This is a genomic window from Amycolatopsis jiangsuensis (assembly GCF_014204865.1).
Taxonomy (GTDB): Bacteria; Actinomycetota; Actinomycetes; order Mycobacteriales; family Pseudonocardiaceae; genus Amycolatopsis; species Amycolatopsis jiangsuensis.
On sequence record NZ_JACHMG010000001.1, the window covers coordinates 3,845,511 to 3,872,124 of the forward strand.

Annotated in this window: 19 protein-coding genes and 3 rRNA genes; 6 read left to right on the plus strand and 16 right to left on the minus strand. The window is 67.5% G+C overall.

Going from position 1 to position 26,614, the window contains the following annotated elements; translation table 11 throughout:
• Positions 1-61: 61 nt before the first annotated feature.
• Entirely contained in the window at positions 62-1,129 is a 1,068-nt protein-coding gene (arsB, locus tag BJY18_RS16845; protein WP_184780885.1) for an ACR3 family arsenite efflux transporter, read from the minus strand.
• Positions 1,126-1,488 carry an ArsR/SmtB family transcription factor gene (locus tag BJY18_RS16850; protein WP_184780886.1) on the minus strand — a complete coding sequence of 121 codons (363 nt, stop codon included), beginning with the start codon at positions 1,486-1,488 and terminating at the stop codon, positions 1,126-1,128. Before BJY18_RS16850 ends, arsB begins: the two co-directional genes overlap by 4 nt.
• Before the next feature lie 81 nt (positions 1,489-1,569).
• Between BJY18_RS16850 and BJY18_RS16855 the strand changes: the two genes are divergently transcribed.
• A complete protein-coding gene (locus BJY18_RS16855; protein ID WP_184780887.1) occupies positions 1,570-1,995 on the plus strand; it encodes an ArsI/CadI family heavy metal resistance metalloenzyme in 426 nt (141 codons plus the stop codon).
• A 46-nt stretch (positions 1,996-2,041) separates the two neighbouring features.
• Here BJY18_RS16855 and BJY18_RS16860 read toward each other — a convergent pair whose 3' ends face one another.
• The 3 genes from BJY18_RS16860 to BJY18_RS16870 are packed head-to-tail and all read right to left on the minus strand — an operon-like array spanning position 2,042 to position 5,614.
• Complete coding sequence (locus tag BJY18_RS16860; protein ID WP_184780888.1) at positions 2,042-4,216, minus strand: xanthine dehydrogenase family protein molybdopterin-binding subunit; 2,175 nt, start codon at positions 4,214-4,216, stop codon at positions 2,042-2,044.
• The gene (locus tag BJY18_RS16865) at positions 4,213-5,175 is read right to left on the minus strand and encodes an FAD binding domain-containing protein (RefSeq protein WP_184780889.1); all 963 of its coding nucleotides are present in this window, start codon (positions 5,173-5,175) and stop codon (positions 4,213-4,215) included. Before BJY18_RS16865 ends, BJY18_RS16860 begins: the two co-directional genes overlap by 4 nt.
• Positions 5,162-5,614, minus strand: a complete 453-nt coding sequence (locus BJY18_RS16870) for a (2Fe-2S)-binding protein (protein WP_184780890.1) — start codon at positions 5,612-5,614, stop codon at positions 5,162-5,164. The genes BJY18_RS16865 and BJY18_RS16870 overlap by 14 nt, the downstream gene beginning before the upstream one ends.
• Before the next feature lie 221 nt (positions 5,615-5,835).
• Here BJY18_RS16870 and BJY18_RS16875 point away from each other — a divergent pair, with 221 nt between their 5' ends.
• Positions 5,836-6,396: a TetR/AcrR family transcriptional regulator gene (locus BJY18_RS16875; protein ID WP_184780891.1), complete on the plus strand. Its 561-nt coding sequence runs from the start codon at positions 5,836-5,838 to the stop codon at positions 6,394-6,396.
• 13 nt (positions 6,397-6,409) lie between these two features.
• Here BJY18_RS16875 and BJY18_RS16880 read toward each other — a convergent pair whose 3' ends face one another.
• From BJY18_RS16880 to BJY18_RS16900, 5 genes are all read right to left on the minus strand, one after another.
• Positions 6,410-6,838, minus strand: coding sequence for an acyl-CoA thioesterase (locus BJY18_RS16880; RefSeq protein ID WP_184780892.1), 429 nt, complete (start codon positions 6,836-6,838; stop codon positions 6,410-6,412).
• Positions 6,839-6,847: 9 nt separating this feature from the next.
• On the minus strand, positions 6,848-9,823 hold the full coding sequence (locus BJY18_RS16885; RefSeq protein WP_184780893.1) for a bifunctional [glutamine synthetase] adenylyltransferase/[glutamine synthetase]-adenylyl-L-tyrosine phosphorylase: 2,976 nt from the start codon (positions 9,821-9,823) through the stop codon (positions 6,848-6,850).
• Between the two features lie 50 nt (positions 9,824-9,873).
• Positions 9,874-11,004 (minus strand): inorganic phosphate transporter, encoded by a 1,131-nt coding sequence (locus tag BJY18_RS16890; protein WP_184780894.1) that lies wholly within the window; start codon positions 11,002-11,004, stop codon positions 9,874-9,876.
• Positions 11,005-11,098: 94 nt separating this feature from the next.
• Positions 11,099-11,848, minus strand: a complete 750-nt coding sequence (locus BJY18_RS16895) for a type 1 glutamine amidotransferase (protein WP_184780895.1) — start codon at positions 11,846-11,848, stop codon at positions 11,099-11,101.
• Between the two features lie 193 nt (positions 11,849-12,041).
• The gene (locus tag BJY18_RS16900) at positions 12,042-12,692 is read right to left on the minus strand and encodes a DedA family protein (protein ID WP_184780896.1); all 651 of its coding nucleotides are present in this window, start codon (positions 12,690-12,692) and stop codon (positions 12,042-12,044) included.
• Positions 12,693-12,800: 108 nt separating this feature from the next.
• Between BJY18_RS16900 and BJY18_RS16905 the strand changes: the two genes are divergently transcribed.
• A complete protein-coding gene (locus BJY18_RS16905; RefSeq protein ID WP_184780897.1) occupies positions 12,801-13,922 on the plus strand; it encodes a sensor histidine kinase in 1,122 nt (373 codons plus the stop codon).
• Positions 13,913-14,557, plus strand: a complete 645-nt coding sequence (locus BJY18_RS16910) for a response regulator (RefSeq protein WP_184780898.1) — start codon at positions 13,913-13,915, stop codon at positions 14,555-14,557. The genes BJY18_RS16905 and BJY18_RS16910 overlap by 10 nt, the downstream gene beginning before the upstream one ends.
• A gap of 434 nt (positions 14,558-14,991) precedes the next feature.
• Here BJY18_RS16910 and rrf read toward each other — a convergent pair.
• From rrf to BJY18_RS16940, 6 genes are all read right to left on the minus strand, one after another.
• Positions 14,992-15,108, minus strand: a 5S ribosomal RNA gene (gene rrf / locus BJY18_RS16915).
• A 92-nt stretch (positions 15,109-15,200) separates the two neighbouring features.
• Positions 15,201-18,337, minus strand: a 23S ribosomal RNA gene (locus tag BJY18_RS16920).
• 301 nt (positions 18,338-18,638) lie between these two features.
• Positions 18,639-20,157 (minus strand): 16S ribosomal RNA (locus BJY18_RS16925).
• The 16S, 23S and 5S rRNA genes sit together here, the layout of an rRNA operon.
• Before the next feature lie 601 nt (positions 20,158-20,758).
• Positions 20,759-22,393 (minus strand): amidase, encoded by a 1,635-nt coding sequence (locus tag BJY18_RS16930; RefSeq protein WP_446680344.1) that lies wholly within the window; start codon positions 22,391-22,393, stop codon positions 20,759-20,761.
• Between the two features lie 22 nt (positions 22,394-22,415).
• Positions 22,416-23,759: a type I glutamate--ammonia ligase gene (gene glnA / locus BJY18_RS16935; RefSeq protein ID WP_184780899.1), complete on the minus strand. Its 1,344-nt coding sequence runs from the start codon at positions 23,757-23,759 to the stop codon at positions 22,416-22,418.
• A gap of 66 nt (positions 23,760-23,825) precedes the next feature.
• On the minus strand, positions 23,826-25,106 hold the full coding sequence (locus BJY18_RS16940; protein WP_312873868.1) for an MFS transporter: 1,281 nt from the start codon (positions 25,104-25,106) through the stop codon (positions 23,826-23,828).
• A 91-nt stretch (positions 25,107-25,197) separates the two neighbouring features.
• Between BJY18_RS16940 and BJY18_RS16945 the strand changes: the two genes are divergently transcribed.
• Both BJY18_RS16945 and BJY18_RS16950 read left to right on the plus strand, forming a co-directional pair.
• Positions 25,198-25,845, plus strand: a complete 648-nt coding sequence (locus tag BJY18_RS16945; protein WP_184780901.1) for an LppX_LprAFG lipoprotein — start codon at positions 25,198-25,200, stop codon at positions 25,843-25,845.
• 20 nt (positions 25,846-25,865) lie between these two features.
• Entirely contained in the window at positions 25,866-26,609 is a 744-nt protein-coding gene (locus tag BJY18_RS16950) for an ATP-binding cassette domain-containing protein (RefSeq protein WP_184780902.1), read from the plus strand.
• Positions 26,610-26,614 lie beyond the last annotated feature (5 nt).

Sequence of the window (26,614 nt, forward strand, 5' to 3'; positions counted from 1 at the left end):
CGGGGCGGCGGCCGCGGGGAACACCCCGGTCGCCGTCCCGTTTCTGTGCGGGCCGGGGGAATCACGCGGGTGTGGCGGCGGCGAACCGGCGCCGGAACGCGAGTGACACGTAGACCAGGGCGACGAGGACGGGGACCTCGATGAGCGGGCCGACGACTCCGGCCAGCGCTTGTCCGCTGGTCGCGCCGAACGTGGCGATCGCGACGGCGATGGCGAGCTCGAAGTTGTTGCCCGCGGCGGTGAACGCGAGCGTCGTGGTTCGTTCGTACGACAGGCCGACGGCCCTGCCCAGCGCGTACGACCCGGCCCACATGAGTCCGAAGTAGACGAGCAGGGGCAGTGCGATCCGGGCCACGTCGAGTGGACGGCTGGTGATCTGCGCGCCCTGCAACGCGAACAGGACCACGATGGTGAACAGCAGCCCGTACAGCGCGACCGGCCCGATCTTCGACAGGAACCGGGACTCGTACCAGCGGCGCCCCTTCACCCGCTCGCCGAAGCGTCGCGTCAGGTATCCGGCGACCAGCGGAATGCCCAGGAAGATGAGCACACTCTTGGCGATCTGCCAGCCGGACACGCTCAGCCCGGTCCGCGCGAGGCCGAGCCAGCCGGGCAGCACCGACAGATAGAACCAGCCGAGCACGCCGAACATGACGACCTGGAACACCGAGTTCAGCGCGACGAGCACGGCCGCGGCCTCGCGGTCACCGCAGGCCAGGTCGTTCCAGATGATCACCATGGCGATGCAGCGGGCGAGCCCGACGATGATCAGCCCGGTCCGGTACTCGGGCAGCTCGGGCAGCAGCAGCCACGCCAGCGCGAACATCAGCGCCGGACCGACCAGCCAGTTCAGCACCAGCGACGGCCACAACAGCCGGCGGTCGGCAGTCACCGTGGACAGCCGGTCGTAGCGGACCTTCGCCAGCACCGGGTACATCATCACCAGCAGCCCGACCGCGATCGGCAGCGAGATCCCGTCCACCGACACCGCGTTCAGCACGCCGCCCAGCCCGGGAATCCACCGGCCGGCCAGCAGTCCGGTCACCATCGCGGCGGCGATCCACACCGGCAGCAGACGGTCCAGTGTGGACAGCTTTCCGGCCACGGAAACGTCCTGCTTCACGGTCATGCCAACGCCGGCGCGTCACCGGGCACCAGCACGGCCGACAGCCGGGCCAGCACCTCGGGGTGGACGCGGTAGTACACCCAGGTGCCGCGCCGCTCCCCGGTGATCAGACCGCATTCGCGCAACACCTTGAGGTGGTGCGAGATCGTCGGGCCGGTCAGGTCGAACGCATCGGTCAAGTCGCACACGCACGCCTCGCCACCGACGTGCGAGGCGACCAACGACAGCAACCGCAGCCGCACCGGGTCGGCCATCGCCTTGAACAGCTTCGACAGCTCCACCGCCTGATTGTCGGTCAGCGGCTCGCGCGCCAGCGGGGAGCAGCACGCGTCCATCGCGTCGATCGGCAGTTGCTTCGACATCTGCCTATATTGACAGACTTCTAACCAAGCGGCAATCTGGACCGCAGCTTAATTCGATGAACGTCTATCCAAGGAGCGTCCATGTCCCGGGTTCAGCTCGCACTGCGCGTCGGTGACCTGCCAGGCTCGATCGACTTCTACTCGAAGCTGTTCGACACCGAGCCCGCCAAACTCCGGCCCGGCTACGCCAACTTCGCCATCACCGAACCCGCACTCAAACTCGTGCTCCTGGAAGGAGAACCAGGCCAGGACACGGCGCTGGACCATCTCGGCGTGGAGGTCGCATCGACCGAGCAGGTCGACGAGGCGAGCAAGCGCCTCACCGGCGAAGGTCTCGAAACCCTGACCGAGGACAACGCGACCTGCTGCTACGCCGTTCAGGACAAAGTGTGGGTGCACGGCCCCGGCCGGGAACCGTGGGAGGTCTACACCGTGAAGGCCGACTCCCGGACCTACGGCAGCGACAGCGCGGCGCTCCCGCAGGCCAGCCCCGACCAGCGGTCGTGAACCGTGGTGGTCCCGGGACGATCCGCTCGTCCCGGGACCACTCCGGTCAGTCGACCAGCAGGTCCTCGATCGTGATCGGGATGTGCCGGACGCGGATGCCGGTCGCGTTGCAGATCGCGTTCGCGATCGCGGCGGCCACGCCGACGATGCCGACTTCGCCGACCCCGCGGGCGCCCACCGGGCTGTAGAACGTGTCCGGGTACGACACGAACTCGACGTCGATCTCCGGGATGTCCGCGTTCACCGGAACCAGGTAGCTCGCCAGGTCGGCATTCGCCAGCCTGCCGTCGGGCTCGAGTTCCAGACCCTCGTGCAGAGCCGCGGAAACACCCCAGATCATGCCGCCGGACAGCTGGCTGCGGGCCAGCTTGTCGCTGATGATCCGGCCGGCGTCGAACACGCCGAGCATCCGCGACACGCGTGCCTCTCCGGTCAGCCGGTGCACCCGGACCTCGCAGAACTGCGCACCGAACGAGCCGAACGAATGCTTCGTGCGTTCCTCACCCGGACCGGCCGAGCCCTTGACCGACAGGGATTCACGCCGCAGCGCCCGGAGCAGTTCGCCGAAGCTCAGGGTGCCGCTGGAGCCGTGCACCCGGCCGTCGGCGTAGGTGACCTCCTGGCCCTCGAACGGCGACCCCGGGGCTGCGGCCAAGGCGACCAGCGCGTCGATGGCCTCCGCCGCGGCGACCACGATGGCCGTGCCGGTGCTCGCCGTCGCGGTCGAGCCGCCGGACATCCCGCCCGGTGGGTACCGGGAGTCGCCCAGCTGCGGCGTGATCCGCTCCGGCGGGAGATCCAGCGACTCCGCGCCGATCGCGGACAGCATCGTCAGCAGGCCGGTGCCCGGGTCCGCACCACTGGTCGAGACCACCGCGGTCTCGTCCGCGTTGAGGGTGATCCCGACCGTGGCCGGGAACAGCAGCGCGGGGAACATCGCGGTCGCGGTGCCCATGCCGACCAGCCAATCGCCGTCCACACGCCCGTTCGGGGTCCGCTCCGCCCAGCCGAACCGCTGCGCGCCGATCGAGTAGCACTCGTCGAGGTGCTTGCTCGACCACTGCAGATCGTTGCCCGGCGGGGCGATCGAGCTGTTGCGCCGCCGCAGTTCGATCGGGTCCATCCCGAGCGCGATGGCCAGCTCGTCCATCGCGCTCTCCAGCGCGAACGAGCCGGGCGCCTCGCCGGGCGCCCGCATGAACGTGGTCAGCGGGATGTTCAGCGGCACTGCCTTCTGGCTGATGGCCATGTTCTGCGTGGCGTACCACTCGCGCGACGTGCCGTGCGAGGTCGGCTCCACGAACGAACGGTCCATCGGCGTGCTCGACCAGGAGTCGTGCCGCACCGCCAGCAGCGTGCCGTTCTCGTCCGCGCCGAGCGCGACCTTCTGCAGGGTCTCCGGCCGGTTCGCGGTCCCGGTGAAAACCTGCTCCCGGGTGAACGAGCACTTCACCGGACGCCCCAACTCCCTGGCCGCGGCCGCCGCCAGGAACGCCGGCACCGACGTGCGGCCCTTGCCGCCGAACGCGCCGCCGACGTACGGGTTCACCGCGTGCACCGCGGATTCCGGCACGTTCAGCGCCCCGGCCAGCTCCGTCGCCTGCAGGTTGGCGCCCTGGTTTCCACTGTAGACGGTCAGTTCGCCGTTCTCCCAGGCCGCGACGGCGGAATGCGGCTCCATCGCCGCGTGGTTCTGCGCTGCCGTGCGGTAGGTTCCCTCGACGACGACCGGGCTGGCCGCGAGAGCGTCCTCAATGGACTCGATGCCGGAGGCCAGCACCGAGATCGCCGCTTCGTTGCCCTGGACGCCGCCGGGAGCGTCCTCGGCGGTGGCGAGACCGTCCTCGAACGACGTCCGCGCCGGCGTTTCCTGGTACGACACCTCGACGAGCGCGGCGGCGTCCCGCGCCTGCTCGAACGTCTCCGCCACGACGATGCCGATCGGCTGGCCACGGTAGGCGACGTCGGTGCTGCGCAGCGGAACCCACGTCTCACCCATCATCGGCGACGACGCGGTGGACAGGTTCAGCACGTCGAACGGCGTGAACACGGCGAGCACCCCGGGGGCGCCCTTCGCCGCGGTCACGTCCATGGCCTCGATCCGGCCGCTCGCGATCGTGCTGAGCACGACGTAGCCGTACGCCATGCCGGGGAGGTTGTGGTCCACCGCGTACTTGGCCCGCCCGGTGACTTTCGGCGTGGCGTCCAGCCTGGCGGTCATCGGCCGTTCCCTTCGGTCAGTTCCAGCAGCGCGCGGATGATGGTCCGCTTCAGCAGGGAGGGCTTGAACCCGTTGGCGGACAACGGACGCGCCCCCTCCGCCGCGACCGACGCGGCGTGGGTGAAGGACTCTTCGGTGGCGGGCTGACCGCGCAGCGCCGCCTCGACGGCCTTCAGCCGCCACGGCACCGTCGCCACTCCCCCGGCCGCGACGCGTGCGTCGGCGATCCGCCCGTCCCGCACGTCGAGCGCGACCGCCGCCGAGCACAACGCGAACTCGTACGACTGCCGGTCCCGCACCTTCACGTAGGTGGAATTCGCGGCCCAGTCGAGCCGGGGCACCCGGACCTCGGTGATCAGTTCGCCGGGGCGCAGGTCGTTCTCCACCTCCGGAGTGGCGCCCGGGACGCGGTAGAAGTCGTCCAGCGCCACCGTGCGGACGCCGTCGGCGCTGGTCAGCTCGACCTCCGCGTCGAGCGCGACCAGCGCGACCGCGACGTCGCTGGCGTGCGTGGCCACACACGCGTCGCTGGTGCCCAGTACCGCGTGCATCCGGTTCGCACCGTTGATCGCCGGACATCCGCTGCCGGGATCCCGCCGGTTGCACGGCATGGTCACGTCGCGGAAGTACGAGCACCGTGTGCGCTGCATCAGGTTGCCGCCGATGCTCGCCATGTTCCGCAGCTGCTGCGAAGCGCTCAGCAGCAGCGCCTTCGAGATCGCCGGGTACACGCCGGGATGCGCGGCGACGTCGGCCATCCGCTCCAGCGTGCCGAACCGCAGGCCGTCGGCGGTGTCGATGCCGCGGAGCGGGAGTTCGTTGATGTCCAGCACCTGCTGCGGGGTGAGGACGTCGAGCTTCATCAGGTCCACGAGGGTGGTGCCACCGGCCAGGAAGGTGCCGGCGGAGCCGAGCGCGTCCTCGACCGTGGTGGGTGCGGTCAGCTCAAACGGTCGCATCGGCCTGCCTCGCCTGTTCGATCGCCTTGACGATGTTCGGGTACGCCGAGCAGCGGCAGATGTTGCCGGACATGAACTCGCGCACGTCGGGCACGTCCTGGCGCACCGCGGCGACCGCGGACATGACCTGCCCGGAGGTGCAGAACCCGCACTGCAGCGCGTCCTGCTCCACGAACGCCTGCTGCACCGGATGCAGCTCGTCCTCGGTGGACAGTCCTTCCACGGTGGTCACGGGTTCGCGCACGGTGGCGGCGAGGGTCAGGCAGGACAGCACCGGCTTGCCGTCGACGTGCACGGTGCAGGCACCGCACTGGCCGCGGTCGCAGCCCTTCTTCGGCCCGGTGATGCCGAGCCGTTCCCGCAGCGCGTCGAGCAGCGTGACGCCGGGTTCGACGCTCAGCTCCTCGGTGCTGCCGTTGATTTCAAGGGAGATGTCCACTGGGATCTCTTTCCCGCGGAGCGTCCACGGACGTCCGGCGGCATAGTCGTGGTGGTGGCGGCCGTTTCGGGTATACGCCGATCCGGATAATAATCCGCTTCGGCTCGCCTGACCGAGGCTAGCGGATTACAATCCGCTCCGCAACGAACTGGAGCTGCTCCAGGTGCACTCCAGGTGTACTACGGTGCGCCCGGGAACCCCACGATACCCAGGAGGGAAGCATGCCGGTCAGCCCGCGGCGGGCGGACACCCGGCGCAACCACGAACGCATCCTGGTCGCCGCGGCCGAATCGCTGAAGCGAACCGGGGCGCTGTCCTACAACGCCATCGCGAAGCGCGCCGAAATCGGCGTCGGAACGGTCTACCGGCACTTCCCCACCCCGGAAGACCTGATCCTGGCCGTGTACGACCGCGAAGTACGTCACCTGGTCGAGGTCGTGCCCGCGCTGCTGGAGCGGCATTCTCCGGAGGACGCGTTCCGGGCCTGGGTGGTCGATCACCTCGCGCACTACATGATGACCAAACGCGGCCTGTCCACCGCGCTGCAGGCCATCCCCGGCGCTCTGCCGAAGTACGTGTCGATGCTCGACGCTCTCGAATCCCTGCGCCAGGCCAACGTGGACGCGGGCACCATCCGCGCGGACCTGACGGCCGAAACTCTGATGCGCGGCCTCGGTGGCCTGCTGTACCTGACCGAGGAGAACTGGAAAGCCGAGGCGGAAGCCACGGTGGACCTGGTGTGGCGGGGAATGCGGGTGCGGTGCCCGCGCTGCGGGGAGTGAGCGGGCCGCCCGGTCACTCCTGAGTCGAAAGCACCTTCAGGTCCACGCCTGCCCGTTCGAAATGCCCGCGCGGGTCCGCGACGAGCTTGCGACGTTCCAGATCCATCAGCCCGACCGTGCACGTGATCTCGGCGGAGAGGGTGCCGTCGAGCTTGACGATGCGGGAGGTCATCCAGAAGACCTTGCCCTCGCCGAAGGAGGCATCGCAGGTCACGTCGACCTCGTCGCCGGAACGCAGTTCCCGGCGGTAGACGATGTGCGATTCCAGCAGTACCGCGGCGAGGCCCGATTCCCGCAGCCGTTCGTCGCCCGCGGCGGCGAAGACCTCCAGGCGGGCGACCTCGCCGTAGGAGTGGTACACGGCGTGGTTGAGGTGCCCCAGCGAGTCGAGTTCGTACTGGCGCACCTTGATCCGGATGCTGAACGGTTCGCGATCGGTCACCGGCACAGGCTAGTTGTCGTAGAAGAGCTCTTCGACCACGGCGTGGGCGCGGCGCGTCACCCGGCGATAGGTGTCGAGGAATTCGCCCGGATCCTCGTCGACCGAGTACCCGAACACCCGCGCCACCGCGGCGAGGTCGCGGCCCGAACTGGGTACCTCGTCGACCGCCTTGCCCCGTACGAGCATCCCGGCGCCCCGCACGCGCGTGGCGAGCAGCCAGGCCTCGCGCAGCGACTCCGCCGATTCGGCCGGCACGAGCCCCGCCTCGGCGAGCGCGGTGAGCGCGTCCAGGGTCGACGTGGTGCGCAGGGCCGGCACCTCGTGCGCGTGCTGCAGCTGCAGCAGCTGGACGGTCCACTCGACGTCCGCCAGCCCGCCGCGGCCGAGTTTCGGGTTCCGGGTCGGGTCGGCGCCGCGCGGCATCCGCTCGGTCTCCACCCGCGCCTTGATGCGCCGGATCTCCCGGGCCCCCGCGGGGTCCAGTCCGCCGTCCGGGTAGCGAATCGGGTCGATCGTCTCGAGGAAACGCCGGCCCAGCTCCTCGTCGCCGGCGACGAAACGGGCACGCAGCAGCGCCTGCGCCTCCCAGGCCTCACCCCAGCGCTGGTAATACGCGCGGTACGAGTCGAGCGTGCGCACCAGGGGCCCGCTGCGTCCCTCCGGACGCAGATCCGCGTCCACGACCAGCGACGGATCCGCGCTCGGGGTACCGAGCATCTTCCGCACGGTCTCCGCGACCGACGACGCGAACCGCACCGCATCGGCGTCGGAAACGCCTTCCGCGGGAGCGCAGACGAACATGACGTCGGCATCGGATCCGTAACCCAGTTCGAGGCCGCCGAGCCGGCCCATGCCGATCACCGCCACCGTCGCCGGCGTACGGCCCAGCTCGGCCTGCCGCTGCCGGTACGCGGCCGACAGCGCGCCCTGCAGCACCGCCACCCACACGCTCGACAGCGCAGCGCACACCTCGGGAACTTCCATCAACCCCAACAGGTCCGCGCACGCTATCCGCAGCATTTCGTGCCGCCGCAAGGATCGTGCCGCGGCCACCGCGGCGCTCGGACCCGGCTGACGGCGCACGGCGGCGCGCAACGACGTCGCCACCTCCGCCGGGGCACGCCCGGTCAACCGGGCCGGATCTCCCAGCAGCTGCAGTACTTCCGGCGCGCGGACGAGCAGGTCGGGCACCAGGTTCGACGTGCCGAGCAGGAACGCCAGTCGTTCGACGACGGTACCCTCGTCCCGCAGCACCCGCAGGTACCACGGCGTTTCCTGGAGCGCTTCGGAAACCTTGCGGTAGGAAAGCAGGCCGCCGTCGGGATCGGGCGTATCGGCGAGACAGTCGAGCAGGACCGGAAGCAGCGCCTGCTGGATGGCCGCCCGCCGCGACACCCCCGAGGTGAGCGCCTTGATGTGCTGGAGCGCGCCTTCGGGCGCGGCGTATCCCAGCGCGGCGAGCCGGCTGGCCGCCTGTTTCGTGGTGAGCCGCAACGCTTCCGTCGGCACGTTCGCCACCGATTGCAGGAGCGGCCGGTAGAACACCTTCTCATGCAGACGGCGGATGCCCTGCGCGTGCCGGCGGAATTCGGCCAGCAGCGCCTCCCCCTGGGTGCGGCCACGGGACCGGCTGATGCCACACCCGCGCGCCAGCACCCGCAGTTCCGCCGTATCCGTCGCCTCGGGGAACAGGTGCGTCCGCCGCATCCGGCGCAACTGCAGCCGATGTTCCACCGTGCGCAGGAATTCGTACGACGCGCTCATCTCGGCGGCGTCGGCCCGGCCGACGTAGCCGCCGGAACCCAGCGCCTCCAACGCATCCAAAGTGGACGGTGAGTGCAGGTCCGGGTCGACCCGCCCGTGCACGAGCTGCAGCAGCTGCACGGCGAACTCGACGTCGCGGAGCCCGCCCCGACCGAGCTTCAGTTCCCGCTCGAGGAGTTCGGCGGCCACGTGGTTCTCCACCCGGCGGCGCATCTGCTGCACCTCGGTGACGAAGTTGTCCCGGTCGGCCGCCGACCACACCATCGGCGCGACCATTTCCGCGTACTGCCGCCCGAGTTCCGCGTCGCCTGCCACCGGGCGGGCCTTCAGCAACGCCTGGAATTCCCAGGTGTTCGCCCACTTCTGGTAGTAGGCGGTGTGTCCTTCGAGGGTGCGCACGAGGGCACCGCTCTTGCCTTCGGGCCGCAGCGCCGCGTCGACCTCGAAACACGCCTTGCCGACCACCCGCATCATCGTGCTGGCCAGCCGGGTCGACACGCTGAGGTCGCCGGCGCCCACGAAGATGACGTCGACGTCGCTCACGTAGTTCAGCTCGCGGCCACCGGTCTTGCCCATCGCGATCACCGCGAGCGATCCGGCGGCCTGGGCGCCGACCTCCTGCTCCGCCACGGCGAGCCCGGCGGTCAGCGCCGCTTCGGCCAGAACCGTGAGCTGACTCGCGATTTCCCGGAACGGCGGCTGCTCCAGCCCGGGCTCCACGAGGTGACCGAGATCCCCCGCGGCGATACCGAGGAGCAGCCCGCGATAAGCAGCGCGCAACGCCTGTTCGGCGGCGAGACCGGTCGCGTACGCCCCGTCGTCCTGCCGAAGCCGCTCGAGCAGCCGTTCGGTGAAGTTTTCCGGCACCGTACAGCGGTTGTCCACCAGACAGCGCCACTCGCCGGGGTTGGCCACGAGGAAGTCGGCCAGCGCGGTCGACATGCCGAGCACACTCACGAGGCGGCCGCGGAAGGTGCGGTTCTGCCGAAGCGTGCGTTCCAGCTCGGCCCAGCCGTCTTCGTCGGCTTCGCGCATCCGGTCGAAGCTGAGCAGCGCGAGGTCCGGGTCGGCGGCGCGCGACAAGGCCGTGAGTACGTCGAAGGCGTCGTCGACCGGGCCCGCGGCGTCCCACCAACCCGCCGCGCGCAACAGACTGTCCGCCCGAGTGTCGGTGAAGCCGTACCTGGCCGCCGAAGAGGCCGTACGTGCGCGCTCTGCCATCGCTCTCACCGTAGCCGGAGACGAGCTGCTTCAGCAGACTGCATCCCGGTTCAGGCCGCGAGCCGATCCGGTTCGGTGTCGGCCGCGGACGGCTCGGGAACGTGGAAGCTGTGCGCGGTGATCGGCTTGCGCCGGGACAGCAGGTAGATGCCGGCGGCGAAGACGATCCCCAGCACGCCGACGGTCACGGTGCCTGCCGTGCCGAGCGAGGTGAGCTTGCCCGCGGCGGCTCCGACCAGTGCCGCGGCCGGAAGCGTGAACAGCCAGGCGATCACCATCCGGCCGGCCATCCGCCAGCGCACCGGCGCCTCGCGCCGTCCGACGCCGGAGCCGATGATGCCGCCGGAGCAGACGTGCGTGGTCGAGAGCGGGAAACCCAGGTGCGAACTCAGCAGGATGACGACGGCGCTGCTGGTCTGCGCGGAAAAGCCCTGCGGCCCTTCGATGTCGGTGAGCCCACGGCCCAGCGTGTGCGTGATCCGCCAGCCACCGAGGTAGGTGCCGAGCGCCAGCGCGGCGGCAGCGCTGACGATCACCCACACCGGGGGCGCGGAACCGGCGGGAAGACTGCCCGCGGCGACCAGCGTCAATGTGATGACACCCATGGTCTTCTGCGCGTCGTTCGTGCCGTGGGCGAGGGAGACCAGGGAGGCGGAGACGATCTGGCCGACCCGGAACCCTCGTCCACCGCGGCGGCGGACGAGGAACCGGTACACGAGGTAGGTCACCGCGGCGGCCACGACACCGGCGATCACCGGCGAGGCCGCGGCCGGCAGCAGGACTTTGTCCACGATTTTGGTGAAATGCACCGAATCCGCCCCCGCCGACACCCAGGTGGCGCCGATGAGCCCGCCGAACAGGGCGTGCGAGGAGCTGGAGGGCAGCCCGACGTACCAGGTGAAGAGGTTCCACACGATCGCGCCGATCAGACCACCGAACACGATGGAAGGGCCGATTCTCGTCTCGTCGACCAGACCGCTGGAGATCGTCTTGGCGACCTCGACGGACAGGAAGGCGCCGGCCAGGTTGAGCACCGCCGAGATCGCGACCGCGATCTTGGGTTTCAGCGCACCCGTCGCGATGGACGTGGCCATCGCGTTCGCCGTGTCGTGGAAGCCGTTGGTGAAATCGAAAACGAGGGCCGTGATGATCACGACCGCGACGAGCAGCGAGGGGTCCACCCCGACCTCCGAACCCTACGGATACACCACTCGCAAGGTACCTGACCAATCGGGTGAATCGTTAAGGAGCCGTACGTGAGATGGCCATCTCGCGTCAGACCAGCGGCAACCGGTGTTGACCGTCCGGCGCCATCGTCAGCTCCCCGGCCGCCAACCGGACGAACCGGTGGGCGAACGGACGCCAGGTTTCGGCCAGATCCGCGTGCAGCGTGCTCAGCGACTCCGCCGCCAACCCACCCGGACGGGTGAGTTCCGCCATCTGTGGTGCGGATTCCGCCCAGGCACGGACCACGTCCGGCGTGGTCTCGATGTGGAACTGGATGCCGTAGGCGCAGCCGTTCAGCCGGAAGGCCTGGTTGTGGTAGCGCGGCGACGAGGCGAGTAGCTCGGCCCCGGGCGGAAGCCGCCTGACGACGTCGCTGTGGAACTGGAGGACGTCGGGCACCAGCGGCAGCTCGGCGAACAGCGGATCGGTCCAGGCCGCGTCCTTCTTCGACACGAGCGACGGCCCGACCTCGGGCCCGTCCTCGCCGACCGCGACCTGCCCGCCGGTGGCGGCGGCGAGCAGCTGGGCCCCGAGGCAGACCCCGAGCGTGGGCGCCCGCTTGCCCGCCGCCGACGCGAGCACCTTCCGGACGTCGGCGAGCCAGGGATGCCTGCCGTCGTCGAGCGCGTTCATCCCGCCGCCGAGGCAGACGACACCCGCGTACCCGTCGAGGCTCGCCGGAACGTCCTGCTCCGGCGGAAGCCGGACGTCCAGCTCGGCACCGGCCTCGGCGAGCCAGTCACCGAGCGGACCGATCGGGTCGGTGGCATCGGGTTGGATGATCAGCAGGCGGGTCACGCCGTCCAGGGTACGGACGCCGGCCGGGGCGGTCCGGGTGCCGGGTGTGCTCCACCGGGCCGGTCGGCCGTGCGGTCCGGTTCAGAGCCGGTTGAGTGCCGGCCGTGCGGTTCGGTTGAGTGCCGGTCGAGTGCGGGTCGGGACCGGTTCGGGCCGGTGGGGCCGGTGGGGCCGGTGGGGCCGGTGGGCGAGGTCACGATCCGGCGCGTGCCCGGGCGCGCAGCCGGACCACGACGAACAGCCCGAGCGCCACCGCGACCGCTGCCAGCACGAGGTACTGGAACACCGACGCGTACCGGTCGACCACCGACCAGCTCTCGCCGAGCAGATACCCGGCGAGGACGAACGCCGTGTTCCACAGCAGGCTGCCCGCCGTCGTCAGCAGCAGGAACCGGCCGAAGGGCATGCGCTCGACCCCGGCGGGCAGAGAGATCAGGCTGCGGAAGATCGGCACCATCCGCCCGAGGAACACCGCCTTGCCACCGTGGCGGGTGAACCACGCTTCCGTCCGGTCGAAGTCCGCTGAGGCCATCAGCGGGATGCGGCTCACCAGCGCCCGAGTGCGATGGCGGCCGAGCAGCGCACCGAGCCAGTAGACGATCACCGCGCCGGCCAGTGAGCCGAGCGTCGTCCAGAGCAAGGCTCCGAGCAGGGTGAACGCGCCGCGGCTTGCGGAGAATCCGGCGAGTGGCAGCACGAGTTCGCTGGGGATCGGCGGAAACAGGTTGTCGAGCCCGACGATGATCGCGGCGCCGAGGCCGCCGAGCTGGTCGATGAGCCCGACGGCCCAGCCTGCCAGTCCGGACATCGGTTCTGCGGGTGTGCTGGTCAGCAGGAAGGTCATGCCGTCGAACGTAGGAATCCGCGGCCGGCGAAACATTGCTGAACGCCACCGGGAAAAATGCGGAAAACCGCAATAGGCGGAGTTGTCCGGTTTGGCTAATCTCGATCGGTGATCACCTACGCTGCGCGTACGGCCGCGGGGGTCGGGCTCGGTGCGTTGACCACGCTCGCTGAGCTGCCGTATGTCCTCCTCGGTACCCCGCTGCTCGCCGTCCCCACGCCGCGCCGAGCTGTCTTGCGCGGCGCCCGGGTACTCGCGGAGGTCGAACGGGCCCGGCTGCAGCGGTTCCTGGACGCTCCCAACGGGGACGACTACGACGGTCGCCGGGCGTTGCAGTACCTCGCCCTGCGTGCTCTCGTCGGCCTGCTCGCGCTGGGCGTGTGGGCGTGCGTCGGCGCGGGAGTGCTCGTCGCCGTGTTCTACGCCCGGCAGCTGGTCACCGGGCGCGCGCCCGGCGGGCAGGGCGCCGGCACCGTCGCCGGGTGGCTGTTGATCACCTTGCTGGCGGCAATCGCGGCTTACCTGTGCGCACAAGGGATCGCCGGCGTCGCCACGCTGGATCGGCGGCTGGCCCGGCGGTTCCTCGGCCCGAGTCATCGGGACCTGCTGGTGCGCCGCGTGTCCCACCTCGCCACCAGCCGCGCGCAAGTCGTCGAAGCGGTGAACGAGGAGCGGCGCCGCATCGAACGCGATCTGCACGACGGTGTCCAGCAGCGACTCGTCGCGTTGGGCTTGCTGCTCGGCCGAGCCCGGCGCACGGACGACCCCGACCTGGTCCGGCAGGCGCACGAGCAGTCGCAGGAGGCGCTGCGCGAACTGCGTGACGTCGCCTGGCGCGTGTATCCGATCGCACTCGACGAGAGCGGACTCGACGCTGCGCTCGAGTCGCTCGCCGAACGTGCCGCGCTGCCGGTTGAGCTACGGTACGAGCCGGCCGAGCCGCTCCCACCCGCGCTGGCGACCGTGGTCTACTTCGTGGCGTCCGAATCGGTCACCAATGCCACCAAGCACGCTGGCGCGACGAGGGTCACCATCGAGGTTCGTCGGGCCGACAATGGCCGGAACGTCGTGGTGGAGATCGCCGACGACGGTCACGGCGGGGCGCGGATCGGCGGCACAGGCGGGTTCGCCGGCCTGGTCCGCCGGGTGGCGGCAGCGGATGGGGAGTTCACGGTGAACAGTCCGGACGGCGGTCCGACGGTCGTGCGTGCGGTGCTGCCGTGCGACTGATTCTTGCGGAGGACTCGACGCTGCTGCGCGAAGGCCTGTTGCGGCTGCTGGCCGAGGAAGGCCACGACGTCGTCGCAGCCGTCGGTGACGGCGAAGCGCTCCTGGCAGCGGCCGAGGTCCACCGGCCCGATGTCGTCGTCACCGACGTCCGGATGCCGCCGACCCACACCGACGAAGGTGTGCGCGCCGCTGTCCGTATTCGGGAGAACTGGCCGGAAATCGGGGTGCTCGTCCTCTCGCAGTACGTGGAGAAGCGGTACGCCGCCAAGCTCATCGGCGGAGACGGCGGCCGCGTCGGCTACCTGCTCAAGGACCGCGTGGCGCAGGTCGGCGAATTCCTCGACGCGCTGGAACGGGTCGCCGAAGGTGGCGCCGCCTTCGACCCCGAGGTCGTGCGGCGCCTGGTCGCCCGCACGTCCCACGAGGATGCGCTGGGCAAACTCAGCCCGCGTGAACGCGGCGTACTCGAGAAAATGGCACAGGGACACACGAACGCCGGCATCGCGGAGCTGTTGTACATCTCGCAAAGCGCGGTCGAGAAGCACGTGAACGCCATTTTCGACAAACTCGACCTACCCCAGGCAGCCGGATACAGCCGCCGAGTACTCGCAGTGTTGCGCTACCTCGGCTCTTGATCGGCTCGTGGCCGTTCTTGGGTGGCTCACGGCCGATCTTTGGTGTCCCGTGGCCTCCCACTCCGGCAGCGGTGCGCCACCGCCAGACGACCGCGACGACTCCTGGACGGTCCCAGCGTCGACGGTCGTTTTGCGGGAAGGCCGCCCGAGGGAGCGGGGCCGCCGGCGGAGGGGCCTCTCGCGGGAGAAGCGTCTCGGCGGAGGGTCCGTCTCGGGGGGCAGGTTTGCTGTGTGCGAAGGGGGCGCGCGCTGCGGAAGGAGCGCGTCTCGAGGGAGGGACGCGCCGTGGGAGCGGGCCGTCCCGCAGGAGGAGCGTGTCGTGGAAGGAGCGCGTCTCGTGGAAGGGGGCCACTTGGGGGTGGATAGCAGGAGGGGCCCCGGGAGAACCCGTTGTGTTGGGTTCTCGGACCGGGGCCCCTGCTACTTCATGTTGGGTTCGGCGGTGTCCTACTCTCCCACAACCCTTCGGTTGCAGTACCATCGGCGCTGTCAGGCTTAGCTTCCGGGTTCGGAATGGGACCGGGCGTTTCCCTGACGCTGTAACCACCGAAACACTCCGAAACAACACACACCCACCACGCCCCGGGGAGCGTGGGTGGTGGTGTGGTGTTTCAGAACCGTAGAGTGGATGCGTAGCCTCTTCGTGGGCAAGTCCTCGGCCTATTAGTACCAGTCAACTCGACAACACATTACTGTGCTTCCATATCTGGCCTATCAACCCAATCGTCTCTTGGGGGCCTTAACCCACAAAGGGTGGGATACCTCATCTTGGAACAGGCTTCCCGCTTAGATGCCTTCAGCGGTTATCCCTTCCGAACATAGCCAACCAGCCATGCCACTGGCGTGACAACTGGCACACCAGAGGTCCGTCCGTCCCGGTCCTCTCGTACTAGGGACAGCCTTCCTCAAGTATCCTACGCGCGCGGCGGATAGGGACCGAACTGTCTCACGACGTTCTAAACCCAGCTCGCGTGCCGCTTTAATGGGCGAACAGCCCAACCCTTGGGACCTACTCCGGCCCCAGGATGCGACGAGCCGACATCGAGGTGCCAAACCATGCCGTCGATATGGACTCTTGGGCAAGATCAGCCTGTTATCCCCGGGGTACCTTTTATCCGTTGAGCGACACCCCTTCCACCAGGAGGTGCCGGATCACTAGTCCCGACTTTCGTCCCTGCTCGACCTGTCAGTCTCACAGTCAAGCCCCCTTGTGCACTTGCACTCAACACCTGATTGCCAACCAGGCTGAGGGAACCTTTGGGCGCCTCCGTTACCCTTTAGGAGGCAACCGCCCCAGTTAAACTACCCATCAGGCACTGTCCCTCACCCAGATCATGGGCGTAGGTTCAGATTCCCAATCCGACCAGAGTGGTATTTCAACAACGACTCCACCACCACTAGCGTGACGGCTTCACAGTCTCCCACCTATCCTACACAAGCCGAACCGAAAACCAATACCAAACTATAGTAAAGGTCCCGGGGTCTTTCCGTCCTGCCGCGCGTAACGAGCATCTTTACTCGTAATGCAATTTCGCCGGGCCTGTGGTCGAGACAGCCGGAAAGTCGTTACGCCATTCGTGCAGGTCGGAACTTACCCGACAAGGAATTTCGCTACCTTAGGATGGTTATAGTTACCACCGCCGTTTACTGGCGCTTAAATTCTCAGCTTCACCCCCCGAAGGAGGTTAACCGGTCCTCTTAACGTTCCAGCACCGGGCAGGCGTCAGTCCATATACATCGTCTTGCGACTTCGCATGGACCTGTGTTTTTAGTAAACAGTCGCTTTCCGCTGGTCTCTGCGGCCACCCACCCCTGAACCCGCAAGGGGTATCAAGGCGTGTGGCCCCCCTTCTCCCGAAGTTACGGGGGCATTTTGCCGAGTTCCTTAACCACAGTTCACCCGATCGCCTCAGTATTCTCTACCTGACCACCTGTGTTGGTTTGGGGTACGGGCCGTGCATGCACTCACTAGAGGCTTTTCTCGACAGCATAGGATCACCCACTTCACCTCAAACGGCTACGCATCACGTCTCAGCCTGTTCAGCGGCGGATTTGCCTACCACTCGGCCTACACGCTTACACCAGTACAACCACTCACTGGCGGAGCTACCTTCCTGCGTCACCCCATCGCTTGACTACTACGGAATCAGATCCCACGCTCCACAACACCCACCCCGTCCGAAGACGACGAAGATGCGCTTCGGGTGGTTAGTATCAACCGCCTCGCCATGGGCGCACATGCTCGGGTACGGGAATATCAACCCGTTGTCCATCGACTACGCCTGTCGGCCTCGCCTTAGGTCCCGACTTACCCTGGGCGGATTAGCCTGGCCCAGGAACCCTTGGTCATCCGGCGGCAGAGTTTCTCACTCTGCATTCGCTACTCATGCCTGCATTCTCACTCCCACACCCTCCACCACTCGCTTCCGCGGCAGCTTCACCGGATGCAGGACGCTCCCCTACCCACCCACACCACTAGACACAACCCCGAAAGGCTGAGCCGATGTATTGTGTGAGTGACACAGCTTCGGCGGTGTGCTTAAGCCCCGCTACATTGTCGGCGCAGGACCACTTGACCAGTGAGCTATTACGCACTCTTTCAAGGATGGCTGCTTCTAAGCCAACCTCCTGGTTGTCTGGGCAATCCCACATCCTTTCCCACTGAGCACACACTTAGGGGCCTTAGCTGGTGTTCTGGGCTGTTTCCCTCTCGACGACGAAGCTTATCCCCCGCCGTCTCACTGCCACACTCTCACACCACGGTATTCGGAGTTTGGTTGATTTCGGTAACCCGGTAAGGCCCCTAGACCATCCAGTAGCTCTACCCCCGTAGTGAAACATGCGACGCTGCACCTAAATGCATTTCGGGGAGAACCAGCTATCACGGAGTTTGATTGGCCTTTCACCCCTACCCACAGCTCATCCCCTCAGTTTTCAACCTAAGTGGGTTCGGCCCTCCACACGGTCTTACCCGCGCTTCAGCCTGGCCATGGGTAGATCACTCCGCTTCGGGTCTAGACCACGCGACTCACACGCCCTCTTCGGACTCGCTTTCGCTACGGCTACCCCACCCGGGTTAACCTCGCCACGCAGCACTAACTCGCAGGCTCATTCTTCAAAAGGCACGCCATCACCCCATCCCCAAAGGGGAACTCAGGCTCTGACGGCTTGTAGGCACACGGTTTCAGGTACTCTTTCACTCCCCTCCCGGGGTACTTTTCATCTTTCCCTCACGGTACTCGTCCGCTATCGGTCTCCAGGAAGTATTTAGGCTTACCGGGTGGTCCCGGCAGATTCACAGCAAATTCCACGAGCTCGCTGCTACTCGGGAACACCACCAAGACCTACAACGACAGCTTTCGCGTACGGGGCTCTCACCCACTCCGGCCGCCCATCCCAAAGCGTTCCACTAACCATCGCGTACATCCGGAGAAATGTCAGTCTCTCCAAGGTGGATCCCACAACACCGCCCACACAACCCCTGACAGGTATCACATGCAAACGGTTTAGCCTCATCCGCTTTCGCTCGCCACTACTCACGGAATCACTCTTGTTTTCTCTTCCTACGGGTACTGAGATGTTTCACTTCCCCGCGTTCCCTCCACACACCCTATATATTCAGATGCGGGTGACACCACATCACTGGTGCCGGGTTTCCCCATTCGGAAATCCTCGGATCACAGCTCGGTTGACAGCTCCCCGAGGCATATCGCAGCCTCCCACGTCCTTCATCGGCTCCTGAAGCCAAGACATCCACCATGTGCCCTTAACAACTTGACCACAAAGATGCTCGCATCCACTCTACAGTTCTCAAACACCACACCAGAAACAACAATGTGTTGCCTCAGAACCCAACAGCATGCCAGGAACATGACTCTCGCCCGACCCCGCACACCCGGCGTTCCACGACCCCGAAAGATCAGTACTAACCGGCGGCAACGCCACCACGAGTCCACATAAACCAGTAGCTCCACAATTCCTTGAGCAACCCAGACAGAAACACAATCGGTCCCTCAGCCTGAGCCACCCCACGCCCGTGATCCGGGTATCCCGGGGAACGTGGATGTGTTGTGCTCCTTAGAAAGGAGGTGATCCAGCCGCACCTTCCGGTACGGCTACCTTGTTACGACTTCGTCCCAATCGCCAGTCCCACCTTCGACCACTCCCCCCCTGACGGGTTGGGCCATGGGCTTCGGGTGTTACCGACTTTCATGACGTGACGGGCGGTGTGTACAAGGCCCGGGAACGTATTCACCGCAGCGTTGCTGATCTGCGATTACTAGCGACTCCGACTTCACGCAGTCGAGTTGCAGACTGCGATCCGAACTGAGACCGGCTTTAAGGGATTCGCTCCACCTCACGATATCGCAACCCTCTGTACCAGCCATTGTAGCATGTGTGAAGCCCTGGACATAAGGGGCATGATGACTTGACGTCATCCCCACCTTCCTCCGAGTTGACCCCGGCAGTCTCCCACGAGTCCCCGCCATCACGCGCTGGCAACATAGGATAAGGGTTGCGCTCGTTGCGGGACTTAACCCAACATCTCACGACACGAGCTGACGACAGCCATGCACCACCTGTACACCAACCACAAGGGAAACCACATCTCTGCAGCTGTCTGGCGCATGTCAAGCCCAGGTAAGGTTCTTCGCGTTGCATCGAATTAATCCACATGCTCCGCCGCTTGTGCGGGCCCCCGTCAATTCCTTTGAGTTTTAGCCTTGCGGCCGTACTCCCCAGGCGGGGCGCTTAATGCGTTAGCTACGGCACGGACAACGTGGATGTCGCCCACACCTAGCGCCCAACGTTTACAGCGTGGACTACCAGGGTATCTAATCCTGTTCGCTCCCCACGCTTTCGCTCCTCAGCGTCAGTATCGGCCCAGAGACCCGCCTTCGCCACCGGTGTTCCTCCTGATATCTGCGCATTTCACCGCTACACCAGGAATTCCAGTCTCCCCTACCGAACTCAAGTCTGCCCGTATCGACCGCACGCTGAAGGTTAAGCCTCCAGATTTCACGGCCGACGCGACAAACCGCCTACGAGCTCTTTACGCCCAATAATTCCGGACAACGCTCGCACCCTACGTATTACCGCGGCTGCTGGCACGTAGTTAGCCGGTGCTTCTTATCCAGGTACCGTCAGTCACCCTTCGTCCCTGGCGAAAGAGGTTTACAACCCGAAGGCCGTCATCCCTCACGCGGCGTCGCTGCATCAGGCTTCCGCCCATTGTGCAATATTCCCCACTGCTGCCTCCCGTAGGAGTCTGGGCCGTGTCTCAGTCCCAGTGTGGCCGGTCACCCTCTCAGGCCGGCTACCCGTCGTCGCCTTGGTAGGCCATCACCCCACCAACAAGCTGATAGGCCGCGGGTTCATCCCATACCGCCGAAACTTTCCACCCACCACCATGCGGTGACAGGTCATATCCGGTATTAGACCCAGTTTCCCAGGCTTATCCCAGAGTACAAGGCAGATTACCCACGTGTTACTCACCCGTTCGCCACTCATCCACCACCGAAATGGCTTCAGCGTTCGACTTGCATGTGTTAAGCACGCCGCCAGCGTTCGTCCTGAGCCAGGATCAAACTCTCCAACAATGAACAGTTCCATCCAGACTACAAATGTAATCTCAAAGAAAACCCCACGAGGAGGGGTCCATACAAAAAGCTCTACTGGCTTAGTTCACTAGCACACTGTTGAGTTCTCAAGCAACACACCCGCAACCAACCCGCATCACACGAGCCAACCATCGGCGCTGTTTCAAGCTATTGGTCGAGCATGCCGCTACCTGCGAGGTTAGTCGTAGGGAGTCGGCGGCCGCTCGTGGGCCGACGCTGAACGTTACCTGGTCCGTTTCGCGGTGTCAACCGCTCGGCCCTGGCGCCCTGGTCCGGGAGGCTTGCGGCCCCGCCGGCCCGGTGTTCCTGGCGACGAAGAGAAGATTACATGGCCTGGAACTGCCCGAAAACCGGGGGGTCACTTAACGGGATCGGCGCTGGTCAGGAGGCTCTCGGCGGCGGGCTGAGGGCGCCCGCGAGTCTGACTAGCCGGCCGGCGGGGCTGGTGGGCCCGACGATGCTGGCAAGACTGGCGGGGCTGGCGGGGTTGGCAGGGTTGGCGGGGCTAGCCGGGCTGGCGGGCTGGCGGGCCGGCGGGGCTGGCGACGCTGGCGGTGCTGGCGACGCTGGCGCTGCTGAACTATCCGACCGGCGAGACCGGCGAGACCGGCGAGACCGGCGAGGCAGCCAGGGTCGGCAGGAACCGCGGCGCAACGCGGGCCGGGGCGTTACGCGTGTAGTCGGCGGCCAGGGCGAGCATGCGGGCGTCGGACCACTGGCTTCCCATGAACGCGATGCCCACCGGGAGGGGGCCGACGGCGCCGGCGGGCACTGTCACGTCCGGGTAGCCCGCCACCGCGGCCGGGGTGGAGGACGGGATCACGTCGTCGTCGCCGGTAGTGCAGTCGGTTTTCCAGGCGGGTGGGTTCGTCGGGGAGGCGATGGCGTCCAGGTCGTGCTCCGCGAGGGTTTCGTCCAGGGAACGGCGCGCGAGGTCGGACAGTTCCGCTCGCCTGGCGCGGTAGCCGGGATCGTCGGGGCCGGGTGCGGCGAGTGCCTGTTCGAACAGCTCCTGGCCGGAGAAGCAGGTGCGTTCCAGCGGGTCGGCGCGGTTGTAGGCGATCAGGTCCGCCAGGTTCCGCGGGCCGTCCGGACGGGTGGCCAGGTAGGCATCGATGTCGCGGTGGAACTCCGTCAGCAGGGCCGGGAACTCCAGCTCGGCCAGGCGGTCCTGGTACGGCGGCGTGACCTCGACGACGGTCGCCCCGGCGCGTTCCAGCGCTTCTTTCGTGTGGGTGACCACGGCGTCGGTGTCCGGGCCCAGTACGGGCAGCCGCCACAGTCCGATGCGGGCGCCGCGGAGCGCGCCGGGGTGCAGGAGCGCGGCGTAGTCGGTGGGCTGGCCGGCGGGGTACCGCGCGGTCGCCGGGTCCGACGGGTCGCGGCCCTGCAGGACCGACAGAGTGAGCGCGACGTCGACGACGTTGCGCGCGATAGGACCCGCGGTGTCCTGTTCCGCAGAGATCGGCACCACCCCGGTGCGGCTGACCAGCCCGAGGCTCGGCTTGTGCCCGACAGTCCCGGTCATCCCGGCCGGGCACACGATGGACCCGTCGGTTTCGCTGCCGATCGCGACCTGCGCGAGGGACGCGGCGACGCCGGCCGCGGAACCGGCCGACGACCCGCACGGGTTGTGGTCCAGCACGTACGGGTTGTGGGTCTGGCCGCCGACGCCGGACCAGCCGGACGTCGGCTTCGCCGCGCGGAAGTTCGCCCACTCCGACAAGTTCGCCTTGCCGAGGATCACCGCACCGGCGTCCCGCAACCGGGTGATCAGCGTGGCGTCCCGTGCGGGGCGGCTGCGGAAAGCACGCGAACCGGCGGTGGTCTGCTGGTCGCGCGTGTCGACGTTGTCCTTCACGAGCACCGGTATGCCGTCGAGCGGACCACGTGCACTGCCGGCGCGGCGCCGCACGTCGCTGGCCGCGGCCTGGGCCAGCGCGCTCGGGTTGAGCGCGAGGACGGCGTTGATCCGGGAGTCGAGCGTGTGGATCCGGGACAGGTACGCCGTGGTGAGGCCGACGGCCGTGAGCCGGCCGGAAGCCATCCGCGCCTGCAGTGCCGGGATGTCGGCGGCGTCGAGGTCGAGCGCGTCGGACGGCGCGGCGCCGGAACCCGAGCCCGCGCCGGGGGCGGCGATGGCTACCGCGGGCAGCATCCCCACGGCCAGAGTTGCGGCGAACGCAGTGGTCAGGACCGTGCGGAGACTGGGCATCGACGCGCCTTCCCGGTGGGGATCACAGCACGGGCAGCAGCGTGCGGAGTTCGTACGGCGTGACCGCGCTCCGGTAGTTGTCCCACTCGACGCGCTTGTTGCGCAAGAAGAAGTCGTAGACGTGTTCGCCGAGGGCTTCCGGAAGCAGTTCCGACCGCTCCATTTCCGACAGCGCCTCGCCGAGGTTCTGCGGGAGCTGCGAGTAGCCCGCGGCGCGGCGTTCGGAGTCCGACAGCTGCCAGATGTTGTCCTCGGCGGGCGGCGGCAGTTCGTAGCCCTTTTCGATGCCCTTCAGCCCGGCCGCGAGGATGACCGAGTACGCGAGGTACGGGTTGCAGGCCGAATCGAGCGTGCGGATCTCCACTCGCCGGGAGGACGCCTTACCGGGTGAGTACATCGGCACGCGGACCAGCGCCGAGCGGTTCGCCCGGCCCCAGGACACCGTGGTCGGCGCCTCGCTGCCGCTGATCAGGCGCTTGTACGAGTTCACCCACTGGTTGGTGACCGCGGAGATCTCCTTCGCGTGGTGCAGGACCCCGGCGACGAACGCCTTGCCCGTTTCGGACAGCTCGTGCGGGTCCGCCGCGTCGTAGAAGGCGTTGCGGTCGCCTTCGAAGAGGCTCACGTGGGTGTGCATGCCCGAACCGGGCTGACCGGTGAACGGCTTCGGCATGAACGTCGCGCGCACGCCCTGGGTCAGCGCGACCTCCTTGACGACGTAGCGGAACGTCATCACGTTGTCGGCCATGGTGAGGGCGTCCGCGTAGCGGAGGTCGATCTCCTGCTGCCCCGGCGCGCCTTCGTGGTGGCTGAACTCGACCGAGATGCCCATTGCCTCGAGGGTTTCGATGGCGTGCCGACGGAAGTGCGTCGCGGTGGCGTGGCTGGCCTGGTCGAAGTAGCCGCCGTTGTCGGCGGGTTCGGGCTCGGTGCCGTCGTCGGGCAGCGTGGCGAGCAGGAAGAACTCGATCTCGGGGTGCACATAGCAGGTGAAGCCCGCTTCGCCGGCCTTCGACAGCTGGCGGCGCAGCACGTGGCGCGGGTCGGCCCACGACGGCGAACCGTCCGGCATCGCGATGTCGCAGAACATGCGCGCGGAGTACGGACCGCCGTCCGGCGTCTCCCACGGGAGCACCTGGAACGTGGACGGGTCCGGCTTCGCGACCATGTCCGACTCGTAGACCCGCGCGAAGCCCTCGATGGCCGAACCGTCGAAGCCGATGCCCTCGCTGAAGGCGCCCTCGAGCTCCGCGGGCGCGACCGCCACCGACTTGAGGAACCCCAGCACATCGGTGAACCACAGGCGGACGAAACGGATGTCGCGCTCTTCCAGTGTGCGGAGCACGAATTCCTGCTGGCGATCCATGGCCGCACCCTAACGAGCACGTGTTAACGGGATGTTTCGCGGGTCGCCGAGGCGTTTCCGACCGCGTCACGGCACCGCGAGCGACACACTTTTCCCGGATCGGGTGATCGAGATCGAGGCGATCGCGGCGACCACCGCGAGGCCCGCCGCGACGTACCAAGCCAGTGAGTAGTCGCCCAGTTGATCGCGCACCACCCCGGCAGCCGACGCGGCGAACGCCGCGCCCACTTGGTGACAGGCGAAGACCCAGCCGAACACGATCGGACCGGCTTCGCCGAAGCTGCGGATGCACAGTGCGACGGTCGGCGGGACGGTGGCCACCCAGTCGAGACCGTAGAACAGGATGAACGCCCACATGCTCGGCTGGACGGAGTTCGTGAACAGCTGCGGCAACAGGGCGAGCGAGAGTCCGCGCAACGCGTAGTAGACGCCGAGCAGAACGCGGGGGTCGACACGGTCGGTGAGCCAACCCGACGCGACGGTCCCCACCACGTCGAAGATCCCGACGAGTGCGAGCAGGTTCGCGGCCGTGGTCTGCGGCATGCCGTGGTCGTGCGCGGCTGGGACGAAGTGGGTGCTGACGAGACCGTTCGTGGTCGCGCCACAGATCGCGAAGCCGACGGCCAGCAGCCAGAAGGACCGGGTACGCGCGGCTTCGAAGAGCACCGTCAGGGCGCGCCGGGCGGAGCCCACTTTCGGAGCCGGGCGTGCGACCTCGGTGTCCTCAGGGGCGCCGTACGCGACCGTGCCGACGTCAGCCGGGTGGTCACGCACCGCCAAGAGCACGACCGGTACCACAGCGAGCGCGGCGATGGCGATGACGAGCGACGCCGTACGCCAGCCGTCGTGTACGGAGAGCGCGGCCACTGCGGGAAGGAAAATCAGCTGGCCGGTGGAGCCTGCGGCAGTGAGGACCCCGGTCACCGCACCGCGGTGGCGTACGAACCACCTCGTGGTCACTGTGGCCGCGAAGCTCATTGCCATCGAGCCGGTGCCGACACCGACGAGCACGCCCCAGCAAAGGATCAACTGCCAGCTCGTGCTCATGAAGACCGTGCCGCCGGCGCCGAGAGCGACGACGAAGAGCGCGGTGGCGGACACCCGCCGAATGCCGAACCGTTCCATGAGCGCGGCCGCGAAGGGCGCGAAGACGCCGTACAGCACGAGGTTGACCGAAACGGCGGCTCCGATGGTCGCGCGGGACCAACCGAACTCCTCGTGCAGGGGGTCGATCAGGACGCTGGGCGCGGCCCGGAACCCGGCGGCGGCGAGCAGCGCGACGAACGCGGCGGCGGCGACGAACCACGCGCGGTGGATCCGAGGTGCTGGGCGGGTCTCGATGGTCACGGCTGGTGAGTCTGCTGGGTGGCCGACAGCGTTGGAAGTGGCCTGACGGACACTATGCGAAAGGATCGGGCCAGCCGATACGCTCGCGCACATGCTCAGCCGACGCGCCCTGCCGGCGCTGCTGCTTGCCGGGCTCGTCGGCGGTTGCACAGCGTCATCCCCGTTACCCGCCGGCCGCGAGTTGCTGGATGCCGCGAAGACGAGCTTCTCCTCGGTCCGGAGCCTGCACTTCTCCGTGGCAGTGACTGGGGTGCTACCCGGGTTGCCGCTGAGCAAGCTCGACGGCGAGGCGAACCTCGACCGCAGTGGACACGCAGCGGGTACAGCGGAGCTGGCCGACAGCACAGGCAAGCGCGGGTTCTCCTTCACGGTCGAGGGCAGCACAGCGTCGACGAAGGACTCGAAGGGCCACGTACAGACCGACCGTGCGGCGTTCACCGTGCAGCAGTTCCTCGGTCCCGACGGCGGCTTCGTCAACCTGCTCACCGCGCTTCGGAATCCGACGACGGAGATCCGCGAGACGATCCAAGGTGTCGACGGCTACCGCGTGAGCGGGACAGTGCCGCAGGCTGCCGCAGCGCGGCTGGCGCCGCAGATCCATGCCGACGTAAACGCAAAGATCTGGGTCACGGTCGCCCAGCCACGCCGTTTCGCGCGACTGTGGCTGCAGGTACCGCCCGAGACGGTCCGCGACAGCCCCGTGGTGTTCGAAGTGCTGCTCACGCAGCAAGTCCCCTGATACGGCGAGGAGTTCATCCTGTGCCCAGCGCGGAACTGGACGACCTGACCATCCACGTCGACACGGGCCGGTGGAGTGAAACCGTGGCCGAGGGCGTGAGCCTGGCGGTGCCCGGAGGGCGGATCACGGCGCTTCTCGGCGAGTCCGGGTGCGGCAAGTCGATGGTCGCCGCCGCGTTGACCGGCTCGCTGCCCGCTTCCGCGACGAGCACCGGGCAAGTCCGTATCAATGGCACCGCTGTTCAGGACCGTCGGCAGTGGCGACAGCTGCGCGGCGGCACAGTGGGTCTGCTGCCGCAGGACGGTGTGACGGCGTTCGCCGCGGACGCGAGCGTCGGCGCGCAGCTGGCCGACCTACAGCGGACCTATAAGGCCTGGAGCGTCGAAGACGCCTGCGCGGCGGCCCGCTACCCCATCGAGAACTTCGAGCTGTACCCGAAGCAGCACTCTGCCGGTCAGATCCAGCGTGCCGCGCTGGCTGCCGCACTGCTGCCCGCCCCCGAGGTACTGATCGCCGACGAGCCCACGGCGTCCCTCGACATGGACACCGGCTACGACGTGTGGGTCACGTTGCGCGCCTACGCCGACGCCGGTGCCGCCGTCCTCGTCATCACCCACGACGCTCCGCTGCTGGTCGAGACCCGCGTTGCCGAGGACCTGGTGTTCCTGCGCGAGGGCCGCGTCGTCGCTTCGGGAAGCCGAGCCGACATGCGCGCGCACGCCGACCCGTACGTGCAAGGCTTCTTCCGGCCGTTCGGGGAGTGACCAGC

Coding starts and splice junctions, on each gene's coding strand:
- BJY18_RS16855 (WP_184780887.1), top strand. CDS start 1,570: ATGTCCCGGGTTCAGCTCGCACTGCGCGTCGGTGACCTGCCAGGCTCG.
- BJY18_RS16860 (WP_184780888.1), bottom strand. CDS start 4,216: ATGACCGCCAGGCTGGACGCCACGCCGAAAGTCACCGGGCGGGCCAAG.
- BJY18_RS16875 (WP_184780891.1), top strand. CDS start 5,836: ATGCCGGTCAGCCCGCGGCGGGCGGACACCCGGCGCAACCACGAACGC.
- BJY18_RS16930 (WP_446680344.1), bottom strand. CDS start 22,393: ATGCCCAGTCTCCGCACGGTCCTGACCACTGCGTTCGCCGCAACTCTG.
- BJY18_RS16945 (WP_184780901.1), top strand. CDS start 25,198: ATGCTCAGCCGACGCGCCCTGCCGGCGCTGCTGCTTGCCGGGCTCGTC.
- BJY18_RS16865 (WP_184780889.1), bottom strand. CDS start 5,175: ATGCGACCGTTTGAGCTGACCGCACCCACCACGGTCGAGGACGCGCTC.
- BJY18_RS16900 (WP_184780896.1), bottom strand. CDS start 12,692: ATGACCTTCCTGCTGACCAGCACACCCGCAGAACCGATGTCCGGACTG.
- arsB (WP_184780885.1), bottom strand. CDS start 1,129: ATGACCGTGAAGCAGGACGTTTCCGTGGCCGGAAAGCTGTCCACACTG.
- BJY18_RS16885 (WP_184780893.1), bottom strand. CDS start 9,823: ATGGCAGAGCGCGCACGTACGGCCTCTTCGGCGGCCAGGTACGGCTTC.
- BJY18_RS16850 (WP_184780886.1), bottom strand. CDS start 1,488: ATGTCGAAGCAACTGCCGATCGACGCGATGGACGCGTGCTGCTCCCCG.
- glnA (WP_184780899.1), bottom strand. CDS start 23,759: ATGGATCGCCAGCAGGAATTCGTGCTCCGCACACTGGAAGAGCGCGAC.